This is a genomic window from Corynebacterium sp. KPL2895, assembly GCF_040225815.1.
GTDB lineage: Bacteria > Actinomycetota > Actinomycetes > Mycobacteriales > Mycobacteriaceae > Corynebacterium > Corynebacterium rhinophilum.
Window position 1 is genome coordinate 1 of record NZ_JBEHFY010000026.1, and the last position, 11,491, is coordinate 11,491.

Consider the following 11,491-nt stretch of genomic DNA (forward strand, 5'->3'; position numbering starts at 1 on the left):
GTTCTCAGTACCTGGACATGGTGGTAGATTACCTTTCTTCCCAGCTCGACTGGGCTGGATATCAGGTGTCCACCAAACAGGGGTCAGGTCCGCTGTACCCACCGCTGCCGTACGCGTCACCTTTGTCACCCTGGCCGACACCTACGGCAACCGCGCGGGACTCACCCGAATCCAGGGCGGTGACGCTGCCCGCGGCCCCATCCCACTTACCAGGTCTATCAACGAGGCCACGGTTGCCGACATGTCCTACTCCACCCCAGGACTCACCCTCAACCTGCCCAATACTGTGCATGACGACCTGATCATTCGCTGCACGACCCACGACCCAGACGGCTGTGTTCCCGAAGCAAAGGACGAGTTTCCCGGCGTGGACTACTGCCCTAGTCTGCACCACCTGCTGAGGGACGAACCAGAACCAGGTATCGACATCACCCACGACATTATCCGCGCGCTACTTCCCTACCGCGGGATCCACATGGAGGTAGAGCCGCGCGTGTTGGATGGAGATGTAGACATCGAGCGGATGTAGCTGGCGGGACGAGTAAGGAGGTCGTGCTGGCCTAAAGCACCGCCACGTTATTTCTGGTGGTCAGGGACTAAAATTTTAGGTTCCTGACCACCGATTTTTATGAGGTAGCAACATGCCCAGCGGGGCGCGTATCAACACCCGACACTGTAGCGGTGGCCTTTGTATTACTTGTCGTTGTCCAACGGGTAGACTTGGTGTTCGGGGTCGTACCACAACACCCTAAACAAATCGTCTGACCTAAACCCCCACAACCGGGTCTCATTAGATAGCCGAAATCGAAATATTCGTTCCTCGGCTTCTGGCAGCTGCCTGATACGCGCTTGGGCATCTTTGCCGAGGGTAGACACATCATGATCATGATTTCGGGCGCGTTTTTTCTTCCCAGACATGACCGTCTCGGTTAGGCATTCTTTCCAAGTTTTCTTGGAAACGGTGTCTAGAAAGGTAAGCAGTTCTTTTGTCTCCTTTGAACTTAGCTCCCAACGACACCCTTCAATTCCTGAATTGTCATCTAGCTCGCTCACTGTCCACCGAACAAGCTTCTCCCGATATGACTCCTCGCCAGTTGCGGTAGAAGGAACAGCTTTGCCGTTAGCAATCGGACTGAACGGTGGGACGTGTTTGCCACCGGCGTTGTTTTGCTGACGCGCAAGCTTCTTCTTCTTGCGCTTCTTACTACCCACCGCTAGACAGTAGAAGCCGACTGCATGGCGCTGTAGAAATCTTGCATGACTTCTTGACTAACTTCGTTAGTAGAAGAAGCCCCATCTGCCACATCCTTACGTGCCTCACGCCAAGGACGCTCGCTATGGGACAAGTCGCTCAACTGTTGCCCGCTTAGGTGGCCGTACGCACCAAGAACCGTGTCAATAGTTTCTTTTTCGTCGGCAGTGAGACGGTCGGAATCACCGGGAAACATGTTAACGTTCGCGGTGAACTCGCCACGGTGTTTACCGTAAAGCTCCCGCGTCACCGGACCATTAGCCCACGCTTCAATTCGGGCGTTGAAAAGCGGCTTTTCATCCCAAACCAAGTTCCATGCTTGCGAGTAGTACACGAGCTTCTGAAGCTTCATGGTGCTCACGTGACCGCCTTGACGCTCCAAAATGTACCTCGCTACATCGTTCACACGTGCCATGACTTGCTCCTTTCACTCATGTAGTGGGTGTGCCGATAACTTCTAACCACCCCAATTATCCATGTATTTCGAGGAAGTTGCTAGCCCGACACGTCCACCTCCCCCGGTAAACATCTTGCATAAGCCGAACTAGCAGCAAGAGTGCGAGTGAATTACCTGGTAGTTGAAGATTTCTCCCCAAGGCACCCCGTGGGGGTACAGAGTGTGACTTTCCGCTTCGATGGTTAGCTACCTAGGACTGGGGACGGGTCACTAAAACAGAGGCACCGCGACCCCAAAACCTGCCCCTGCTGGATAAACTGGATCCGTTCTATCCTCGGTACACAAAAGGAGTGCGCAGCCTATGACGAAGCAGCGTCTAGAGCTAACGTGGTACAACAAAGACCAGGCCCTTATCCCCACTGAGCAGGGTAAATATGGCTACACGTGGGTTGACCCGACCGACCCGCGCTACTGCCAGACTCACTTTTTAGAGTATGGCGATACGGTGCGCGGCGAGCAGCAACCCAAGGAGGAGGGACGAACCTACTCTGAGCGCGCCGATTTTACGCCCACCGACGACAACCTGCTGATTCTGGGAGAGTCCGGCGACGTACTCGAAACACTCACCCGTGTACCGGAACTAACTGATAAGTACGTCGTCCAGGTCAAGTGCATCTACATCGACCCGCCTTTTAACACCGCGCAGACCTTTGCCAACTATGAGGACAACCTAGAGCACTCCGTGTGGTTGACCATGGTGCGTGACCGGCTGCTGCATCTGAAGAAACTGCTGAGCAATGACGGATCCATCTGGGTACACCTGGACGACGTGGAAAACCACCGTATGCGCCTGCTCATGGACGAGGTGTTCGGCGCGGAGAACTTTGTGGCTGAGGTGGTGTGGCAGAAAGCGGACTCCGCGAGGAACGACGTGTCTGGGTTTTCTGCCGACCACGACGTTATTTTGGTGTACGGAAAGTCGTCCGCTTTGACACTGAACCGCATGGAGCGTACCGCCGAGGATAACGCCCGGTTTACCAACCCGGACGGGGACGAACGTGGTATCTGGTTCTCTGACAACCGAAGTGCACCGGGAAACATGAGCGGAAAAATGCAGCACCCCGCTGTGTTTGCCATTCAACACCCACTCACAGGCGAAATGATGTATCCCGCGAGCGGCCGTCACTGGTGTTTTGGGCAAGAGCGACTTTTCGATTCACTGTCCCAGTACGGAGTCTTGAAGTGGGAGGCCCCAGATTTGGAGCTGCGCGCCAAGGAGACGGGACTGTCCAAGGACGTTCTGCGTGGGGACGTTGGCGACCTAATCATTAATCCTCAGTACGCAGATGATGCTGCACAGCGCACACGTGAGCGCATGGAGCAGGGTAACTGGCCCGAGTTCTTTGTCACGGAGACTTCCTTTGGCCGTAAGTCCTACCCGCCGAAGGAGGGCCAGCCACCGCGCACTTGGTGGACGAACGAGGACGTGGGCCACAATCGCGCGGCGAAGTCTGAACTGAAAGCCCTGTTCCCCGGCACCACAGCTTTCGCCACCCCCAAACCAGAGCGACTGCTAGAGCGCATTATCCACATTGCTACCAACCCCGGCGACATCGTGTTGGACGTGTTTGCAGGCTCGGGCACCACGGCTGCGGTAGCACACAAGATGGGCAGGCGTTGGGTGACGTGCGAGCTGGTGGAGGATACGTTTAACCGCTTTACCCGGCCACGGTTGGAAAAGGTGGTACGCGGCGAGGATATGGGAGGTATTACCGTCACCAAGGGCGAGCGTGTGGACGCAAGCGCCGACGGCTTACCGGAGGGCTTGTCGGCTGAGGACGCGCAGAAGCTGACCTCCTTACTGAATAAGGCAGTCAAGGACGAACCAGAGCTGAAAAAGTCCGCTGATCTTCGCACGGTAAAGAAGCTGGTCAAGACCAAGAAATCACCGGACACGATCAACTGGCGCGGCGGTGGAGGTTTCACCACCGCACGGCTGTCCAAACCCTGCTTCGACGTGGACGATGACACCGGCCTTGTCGTCCTTACCGAGGACGCGACCGCGCGCAACCTGTCCGCAGCAGTCGCCGCGCACCTGCGGTTTCGTATGACCCCGGACAACCCGGTATTCCCGGCCAAGCGGGAGAAGATGAACCTGTTTGTCACCCGCCAGCCGCTTACCCAAGAGTTCATCGACGAGCTGGTGTACTACGTACCTGATGGTGAAGCGGTGACCGTTGCAGCCACCTCCGCTGATTCTGACTTAGGCCGCTATCTGCATAAGGCCTGCCCTGGTTCAAGAATTATCCACCTGCCTGATGGACTGTTCACCCGCACCCTCTCTCACGCTAAGGAGGCCTAGACCATGACCTTGCAACTAAATTATGACCCGGCACTCGTGGACGAACTCTCCGCGAGCTTTGGACTGCGCACAGCCAATACCCGAGCACTTGATACTCTCGCGCGCCGAATGGATAGCGGCGTAGACGGCGCACACGCGCTGGTCATGGACGTGGCTACGGGCGCGGGCAAGACCTATGTCATGGCCGCGTTCATCGAATACCTGCGCCGTGGTGGCGTGCGCAACGTCGTGGTGGTAACACCCGGCTTGGTGGTGCAGACCAAGACCGTGGCTAACTTCACGCGCGGTTCCGGCAAGTTCATCGAGGGTGCCGCACTGGATCCTGTGGTTATTACCCCAGATAACTACAAGTCCATGGCAGCAGGGCGTACCGAGGCAGAGCAACAGTCGGCCTCTAGCGTGTTCGTCTTTAACATTCAGCAGCTTATCGCCCCGAAGAAGATGGAGGGAGAAACCAAGGGGGGCGGCAAACAAGCCACCGCGCGCGGCATCCGCAAGTTCTCCGAGTACGCCGGAGTCCTCTACGACGACCTGGCCTCCCGCGACGATCTGGTAGTCATTGCCGACGAGCACCACCTGTATTCCGCGTCTGCGGCCTCCTTCCACGCCGCGATTGCTGACCTCAACCCAGCCATGCTGGTAGGGCTTACCGCCTCTGCCGACGAGGACGACGATGTGGTTTTCCGCTACACCCTGCGCGAAGCCATAGGCGACAAATCAGTGAAAACGCCGGTCATTGTCTACCGCCGCGACGGCTACGGCGAGCGCGAGCAATACCAGCAGCTTAAAGACGCGGCCACCTTGCGCGCCTACAAGCAGAAGTTCTACGACGAGTACGCCGCGCGACACGCCGACGATGGCACGTCCCCGATTAATCCGGTGATGATGGTGGTGTGCGAAAACATCGCGCACGCCACCGAGGTGGAAGAGCTTTTGGCAGGCCCGGAGTTCTTCAACAACCCGTATGCGGTACTGCGTGTGGATTCAGACTCCATGACCGAGGAAAAGACCGCACTGCTCAATGGCCTGGACAACCCGGACTCCCCGGTGCGCGCGGTCGTGAGCGTTAACAAGCTCAAAGAGGGCTGGGATACCCGCTCGATCGCGGTGATGGTCACTCTGCGCGCCATGGACTCCGACATATTGACCCAGCAAACACTTGGTCGAGGCCTCCGACTGCCGTTTAAGCGCTACACCGACGTGGAGGCTATCGACACCTTGGAGATCGTGGCTCACGATTCGTTTAGGCGACTGCTTAAAAGCGAGAAAGTACTGCATTCCTTCGGTGTAGACACCCGGCCGCAGACCCCGGAGCCGGATTCTGATACCGAAACTGACACCGCGCCACCGAAGCCGGATACCGATACCAGCGGCGGTAGCGATCTACCGCAGCCTGACACAGACACCCACCCTGGCACCGGCCCGGCGCTGACCGTGGCATCAGATCCAGCAACCGACACCAACACCACCGACCCGGATACTTCCGACCAAGGGGACACGGAATTAGCAGGTCAAACAGCACTTCCACGCCCAGTGGGTAAGCTACGTGAGCTAGGAGGTGGTGGCCGCGACCTTGACAACTGGCATGATGATGCCACCACACCAGCGGTAGTGGAATTGGTGAAGCGATTTGAGGGTGTTTCCTTCTGGTTCCCGCACACGACCTGTATGCGCGAAGACGAGTTTTTCCCGCTACACAAGCTCACTAATGCCGAGATTGTTGCAGCCGCGGGCAAGGTGACAGATGAAGCTACCAGCGAGATGGAGCGCTATAAGCTCACGTTCAAAGCCCACACCATCACCCCACGCCGCCTGGAACAGATGCAGGTGCAGTCGGTAGCCATTGACACGGATACTGCCCGACGTGAGATTAAAGCAATCATCTTGAAGAATCATCTGGTTGACCGCAACAGGGAAAACCTCAGCCAGCTAGATAACCGCATTGTCCCAGCCTTTATGAACGCTGTCTCTGTTACCGAGTGGACGGTGGACGCACTAGCCACAGCCAGTGAGGCATTGCGGACGATGGTCTCGCAGGCAGTTAAACAGTTCACTGCGTCGTTGGAGCCGACTGTGCGACTCGTGCCCCTGCTTTTGCCCCATGAGCAGCGGCGTAGCTATCAGCTTCCCAAGGGACGTGACATCATTCCGCGCCCGGAGGATAAGTCGAAGTTTGTTCGCCGCCAGTACTACTCCGGCTGGGAGAAAGGACTTTACAACGCTGCTGCCTTTGACTCCTACTCAGGCGAAGCGAAACTGGCTAGTGACCTGGACGTATCCCCGGATGTTGAGTGGTGGACACGGCTATACCCGGAGGATCAAGCCAGCATCGGCTACGCCCCGCGGCGGTCGTACTACCCGGACTTCATCGTTCGCGATAAGGAGGGCAGAACCTGGATTGTTGAGGGCAAGGATGCCGGTGGACGCGCGAACGACGAGGTGCAGAAGAAACGAGCTGCTGCTGAGGAAGCCATCAATTTGATGGCTAGCCACCCGGATATGGCGGGCGTGAAGGTGGGTTACGTGATTGCCTACGAGGACACGATTTCCTCGGCGGGTTCCTGGCGCAGGCTGCTCAGCGTTTCCGATCCGATTGTGTCGCCTAATTAGGTGGGTTATGTCTCCGGTCGTGGCGTTATCCTGCCCTTCTCGCGGATACGGGCTAGGACTGGGGACGAACCTCCTGATGTGACCCCACCTCCGACACCGCCGCGGCCACCAGCCGACGGAACCGGGAACGGAAACCGGCGGAAACCACCGCTGTGGTTAGTGCCGGTGCAGGTGGGTGGGTAGTTTCGCAAAAGACTCATCCCACGGCTATGGAGTAGCTCCTCGGCCGTGGGATTTTCTGTATGCCTCGTCTACACCGCAAAAAGGATGGCAAGGCCTAATAGGATAAGCACCGTGGGAAATAACACGCTCTCCCACTTCTCTAGCGCTTCTGCTACGGCTGGCCGTGTGGCCACGAACTTCGCTACCGCTACAAGGCCGGCGACCAAAACGAGGAATACGATGCAGTACACCGCGATGTCTGAGGGCGAAGACGTGGTAAATACCGGCAGGTACACTCCGATATTATCGCCGCCATTGGCAAAGGTGACCCCGGCTACCGCAGCAACGCTGAGCTTCTTTCCGGAAACGTCATCGTCCTCTTCCCCGCGAAAGGCCTCCCAGGCTGCCCAAAGGCCAATGGCCAAGGGAATAAGCCCGAAAAAGCGTATCCAGTCTTCCGGAAGAATAGCGCTAAGTCCCAGGCCAAGTGCTACAGAGACCGCGAGGATCCCTAAAAAATCCCAGATATTGCCCCAAAAGAATGGCTTTGGTCGTGCCCTTCCTGCCCGCGCCACGGGCAAAGAATAGCGAGAGAACAACGATATCGTCGATATTGGTGACGATGAATAAGGCGATTGCGGATGCGAGATTAGTAAGCACCCAGCTAGCTTAACGTATGCACCGATGACAATTGTCATGGAAACCTCGTGACACAGTTCCTGCTATTACGAACGCAAGCCTGGTTAAGTGCAAGACATGAAAACGACACGCACCCCAAGCTCAATTTCCTCACCAGCGATTGAGGTACGCGACGTAGAAAAAGTCTTCGCTGCGAACTCCTCGCATTCAGTACAAGCACTTAATCATGTATCAATGTCCATCGCCCCCGGAGAAATCGTAGCGCTGCTAGGTACTAACGGCGCTGGAAAGTCCACACTTATTGACCTCATCTTGGGGCTTACCGGACCATCTTCCGGCACTGTCAGAGTCCTAGGCAAAAGCCCCCGGGAAGCGATCAATAACGCACAGCTAGCAGCGGTGCTCCAATCCGGAGGTCTTCTCCCCGAGCTCACCGTAAGCGATACCTTAAAGATGATTTCCGCTACCTTTGCCCAGCCGCTAGACATTGGCGAGGTTGCACATCACACCAACTTAGAACCGATATTGTCTCGACGAGTGGGTAAGTGCTCCGGCGGCGAGCAACAACGTCTTCGTTTCGCGCTTGCGCTCCTGGGTGACCCGCAGATTCTCATCCTTGACGAGCCGACTGCCGGTATGGATCCAGGCGCTCGCCGGGATTTTTGGGCGTCCATGCAGCACCAGGCTGAGCTCGGGCGCACCATCTTCTTCGCGACACACTATCTCGAAGAAGCAGACAGTTTTGCTGAAAGGATAGTGCTTTTGCACAAAGGGGAAGTTGTGGCCGATGACAAGGTAATTGATATACGTAACCGCGGCGAGGCTCGAAGAATTACGGCCCAGTTTGACGGCAGTATTCCTCCAGTCAGTTCGCTACCGGACGTTACTGAAGTCACCCACACTGGAGGTCACGTCCATATGACTACCCCAGATTCGGATTCACTGGCCCGCCATCTTCTTAACCATACAGGCGCTTATGACCTCACCATTAGCGCCCATAGTCTGGAAAACACTTTCCTCGCGCTTACCGATGAGCACAGCTAACCCATTTCTCCTCCCGCCAGCCCCCAAACGAAAGATTCCAACCATGTCTAATAGTTCCACCGCGCCTGCGTTTAGTAACACAATGCGTTTTGCTGGGTACAATTTCCTCCGGCTGCGCCGCAACCTCGCCCCGCTATTTTTCACCACCATTTTGCCGGTATTTTTCTATCTACTTTTCGGCACACTAATGGACGTTGGCAGCCTTCCCATTCACACCGGTAAATTTGCAGCTCTCCAAATGATCAGCATGGCCCTGTACGGCGGCGTCGCCGGTGCAGTGGGAGCTGCCGCTTCTTCAGTCACTGATGCTCGATCCGGTTGGAGACGCCAACTAGCGCTTACTCCGCTGCGCCCTCACCAGATCTTCTGGGCGAATATCACCTCCATAGCATTGCAAGCTCTGCTCCCCATTGCAGCAGTGTTTCTCACTGGTGCATTAACTAAAGCTGACATGGAGGCCCACCAGTGGGCTTTGTCCTTTCTTGCTTGCGCTATTGTCTCTATTCCCTTTGGCTTATATGGAATGATATGGGCACTTGCTTTACCGACGGATAACTCCGTGGCCATTGCTTCTTCCTCTATTGTCCTCCTGCTGTTCGCCGCCAATGTCTTTATCCCCCTATCTTCCTCACTTATGGCGTTTGGCCGCTTTACACCCCTTTTTGGCCCAGTCGTGTTGGCTCAATGGCCATTGGCAGAAGGGATGCAACTGCTAAATGATGCCGATGGCACGGTTAACCATTCCCTGTGGAGCGCGGGACTAAACTTCGCCGTATGGACCGCAATTTTCGTCGGAGCCTGCGCAGCGCTGCTCCACCGCGACAAATCACGAATGTAATGAATTCATTCCACTCGCCCTTTACGGGATTCGCTACAAATAATGCGGTGTTTGCCAGCGTTTGGCTTATATTTCTGCTCTTCGGCTTAATTCTCAATTTCGCTCAGCCTGGTGTGGACGCTACGCAGCGCCTAGGTTCCACTGCCTGTGTTATCGCTTTCAGCGCCCTATATTTCTTCAGCTTTGGTTCGGTGACTTACTACCCGCGGGGCTGGAACTTACGTTATCGCTTGGCCGCTCGGTGGTCTGCCTTAGCGCTCATAGCGCTTATCGCCATACCCTTCTTTGGAGTTTATGCCACCACATTTGTGCCCTATCTAGCTGCATTCCTCGGGTTTCAATTACCACTGCGCCGGGCATTATTATGGGTACTTCTTACCGGACTCGTAGTCACAGGTGCCTTATGGAGCGTCGATTCGCAAGACCTCTTAGGGACATTCATTGTGATATTCGGCTGGCCAATCTTGCTGGTGATGCTAGGCACAATGTCTCAAAGGGAAGACTCCCGCACGGATTTAGAGCATCAACTCGATCTCGCTCGCCAACGCGAAGACATTGCCACCGACGTTCACGATTTGCTCGGTCACTCGCTTACCGTCATCAATTTAAAATCTGAGTTGGCACAGCGGTTAGTAGACGTAGATCCAACTCGAGCTCGAAACGAGCTTCAAGAAATAAGTGACCTTTCCCGTAAGAGTTTGGCAGAAGTCCGCTCCACAGTTACCCGGATGCGCATGCCGACCTTGGCGGGAGAAGTTCAGGCAGCACGACGAGCATTCGATACTACAGGGATTCAAGCGCATCTTCCTGCCAACGTCCAAGCCGTAGGACTTTATGACGCCGCCTTTTCCTGGGCATTACGTGAGCTCACCACTAACGTTATTCGCCACTCAGGAGCACAGCACTGCTGGGTTAGCATAACCCAAAATAAGCTCCAAGTCGTAGACGATGGTTGCGGCTTCGATCCGAAAATGCAGTACCAAAGTGGCGGGCTACACGGGCTTCACAAGCGAATAGAGGACAGCGGCGGAAAGTTGATTATTATGAGGAAGGACGACCGCACCGTAGCGCTGATTACTATGAATGGTGATACTGAGTTACTACCCTTGGACAGTGAAATTGGTTCCGATGGCTGATACATCTCCACCCATCCGTATCCTTATCGCAGAGGATCAATCATTGGTTCGCGGCGCCCTTGTCGCTCTCCTAGCTACCGAACCAGATATTGACGTAGTTGCTCAATGCGCGACTGGCAACGAGGTTGCGGGGCTCGTTGCCAAGCACAACGTGGAGGTAGCTCTACTCGATATTGAGATGCCTGGAAAGAGCGGTCTAGACGTAGCTGAAGAGCTCTCCGACAGTCCATGCAAATGCCTCATCGTTACTACTTTTGGCCGCGGCGGCTATGTAAAACGTGCTATTGATGCTGACATCGCTGGATTCATAGTCAAAGACACTCCCCCAGAACAACTCGCGGAGGCAATTCGCCGAGTAAAGGCTGGGCTGCGGGTGATCGATCCTGCCTTAGCACGAGAAAGTCTTTTTACCCCGGACAACCCGCTCACACCCCGGGAACGAGAAATCGCGCGGCTTTTATTATCTGGGGTGACTTCCTCAGAACTGGCGCGCAAAGTGCATCTTAGTCCAGGCAGTGTACGCAACGTCGTCTCCAGTATCATGACAAAAACCGATGCAAATAATCGCTACGAGGCTGCGACGAAAGCCCAAACTCAGGGCTGGATTTAAAGAACACATTTTTCTCCAGCCCAATTGGACCGCGTTTTCCAGAAAAATCGGCCATAGACCTAGGCTTAAGCCCCGCTCCTGTCTGGAACGGGGCTTAAGCGTTATTTAATTAGAAATTAGGGCGAGAACTACTTGTTCTCGTCGTCACCGTCGTCATTGGTGCCGAGCTTGTCATCAATGGCATCGCGGGCCTTGTCCACCTGGTCTGCCTTGTCCTCGCCCAGCTTGTCCTTGGCAAAGTCCTCGGCCTTGTCCAGGCCTTCCTTGGTAACTTCCTCGCCCTTTTCGGAGTTCAGTGCTTCCTTTGCCTTGTCAAAGATACCCATTGCTAATCCTTTCGTTGTTTACTTCATCTAACCATTGCCGCATCCGGCAACACTGCCCACGATAACGACACTGCCGGTGCTTCGCCACCAAAGCTAGTCAGAGGTCCTAAAGTGA

10 protein-coding genes and 1 pseudogene are annotated in these 11,491 nt (G+C 55.5%); 7 read left to right on the top strand and 4 right to left on the bottom strand.

The features are described from left to right. The first annotated feature begins 241 nt into the window (after nt 1–241). Nucleotides 242–529 carry a hypothetical protein gene (locus ABRP95_RS10380; protein ID WP_349839401.1) on the top strand — a complete coding sequence of 96 codons (288 nt, stop codon included), beginning with the start codon at nt 242–244 and terminating at the stop codon, nt 527–529. Nucleotides 530–693: 164 nt separating this feature from the next. Here the strand turns inward: ABRP95_RS10380 and ABRP95_RS10385 are convergent, their stop codons facing one another. Then, complete coding sequence (locus tag ABRP95_RS10385; RefSeq protein WP_349839403.1) at nt 694–1,212, bottom strand: hypothetical protein; 519 nt, start codon at nt 1,210–1,212, stop codon at nt 694–696. A gap of 2 nt (nt 1,213–1,214) precedes the next feature. Next, nucleotides 1,215–1,667 carry a Panacea domain-containing protein gene (locus tag ABRP95_RS10390; RefSeq protein ID WP_349839404.1) on the bottom strand — a complete coding sequence of 151 codons (453 nt, stop codon included), beginning with the start codon at nt 1,665–1,667 and terminating at the stop codon, nt 1,215–1,217. Nucleotides 1,668–2,010: 343 nt separating this feature from the next. On the opposite strand from ABRP95_RS10390, the gene ABRP95_RS10395 reads away from it, so the two are divergent. Both ABRP95_RS10395 and ABRP95_RS10400 read left to right on the top strand, forming a co-directional pair. Then, nucleotides 2,011–4,011 (top strand): site-specific DNA-methyltransferase, encoded by a 2,001-nt coding sequence (locus ABRP95_RS10395; RefSeq protein WP_349839405.1) that lies wholly within the window; start codon nt 2,011–2,013, stop codon nt 4,009–4,011. Between the two features lie 3 nt (nt 4,012–4,014). After that, nucleotides 4,015–6,621, top strand: coding sequence for a DEAD/DEAH box helicase family protein (locus tag ABRP95_RS10400; RefSeq protein WP_349839407.1), 2,607 nt, complete (start codon nt 4,015–4,017; stop codon nt 6,619–6,621). A gap of 251 nt (nt 6,622–6,872) precedes the next feature. On the opposite strand, the pseudogene ABRP95_RS10405 reads toward ABRP95_RS10400, so the two are convergent. After that, nucleotides 6,873–7,443, bottom strand: a pseudogene (locus ABRP95_RS10405) (cadmium resistance transporter). Between the two features lie 96 nt (nt 7,444–7,539). Between ABRP95_RS10405 and ABRP95_RS10410 the strand changes: the two are divergent. The 4 genes from ABRP95_RS10410 (at nt 7,540) to ABRP95_RS10425 (ending at nt 11,050) form a co-directional block, all read left to right on the top strand. Beyond that, nucleotides 7,540–8,466 (top strand): ABC transporter ATP-binding protein, encoded by a 927-nt coding sequence (locus ABRP95_RS10410; protein ID WP_349839408.1) that lies wholly within the window; start codon nt 7,540–7,542, stop codon nt 8,464–8,466. A gap of 82 nt (nt 8,467–8,548) precedes the next feature. Next, nucleotides 8,549–9,304: an ABC transporter permease gene (locus tag ABRP95_RS10415; protein ID WP_349839430.1), complete on the top strand. Its 756-nt coding sequence runs from the start codon at nt 8,549–8,551 to the stop codon at nt 9,302–9,304. After that, nucleotides 9,304–10,440: a sensor histidine kinase gene (locus ABRP95_RS10420; RefSeq protein WP_349839431.1), complete on the top strand. Its 1,137-nt coding sequence runs from the start codon at nt 9,304–9,306 to the stop codon at nt 10,438–10,440. Before ABRP95_RS10415 ends, ABRP95_RS10420 begins: the two co-directional genes overlap by 1 nt. Beyond that, nucleotides 10,433–11,050, top strand: coding sequence for a response regulator (locus tag ABRP95_RS10425; protein ID WP_349839410.1), 618 nt, complete (start codon nt 10,433–10,435; stop codon nt 11,048–11,050). Before ABRP95_RS10420 ends, ABRP95_RS10425 begins: the two co-directional genes overlap by 8 nt. Nucleotides 11,051–11,178: 128 nt before the next feature. Here ABRP95_RS10425 and ABRP95_RS10430 read toward each other — a convergent pair whose 3' ends face one another. Further along, nucleotides 11,179–11,376: an antitoxin gene (locus ABRP95_RS10430; protein ID WP_023028787.1), complete on the bottom strand. Its 198-nt coding sequence runs from the start codon at nt 11,374–11,376 to the stop codon at nt 11,179–11,181. Nucleotides 11,377–11,491: the final 115 nt, after the last annotated feature.

Coding starts and splice junctions, on each gene's coding strand:
- ABRP95_RS10400 (WP_349839407.1), top strand. CDS start 4,015: ATGACCTTGCAACTAAATTATGACCCGGCACTCGTGGACGAACTCTCC.
- ABRP95_RS10380 (WP_349839401.1), top strand. CDS start 242: ATGTCCTACTCCACCCCAGGACTCACCCTCAACCTGCCCAATACTGTG.
- ABRP95_RS10415 (WP_349839430.1), top strand. CDS start 8,549: ATGCGTTTTGCTGGGTACAATTTCCTCCGGCTGCGCCGCAACCTCGCC.
- ABRP95_RS10425 (WP_349839410.1), top strand. CDS start 10,433: ATGGCTGATACATCTCCACCCATCCGTATCCTTATCGCAGAGGATCAA.
- ABRP95_RS10410 (WP_349839408.1), top strand. CDS start 7,540: ATGAAAACGACACGCACCCCAAGCTCAATTTCCTCACCAGCGATTGAG.
- ABRP95_RS10430 (WP_023028787.1), bottom strand. CDS start 11,376: ATGGGTATCTTTGACAAGGCAAAGGAAGCACTGAACTCCGAAAAGGGC.
- ABRP95_RS10420 (WP_349839431.1), top strand. CDS start 9,304: ATGAATTCATTCCACTCGCCCTTTACGGGATTCGCTACAAATAATGCG.
- ABRP95_RS10395 (WP_349839405.1), top strand. CDS start 2,011: ATGACGAAGCAGCGTCTAGAGCTAACGTGGTACAACAAAGACCAGGCC.
- ABRP95_RS10390 (WP_349839404.1), bottom strand. CDS start 1,667: ATGGCACGTGTGAACGATGTAGCGAGGTACATTTTGGAGCGTCAAGGC.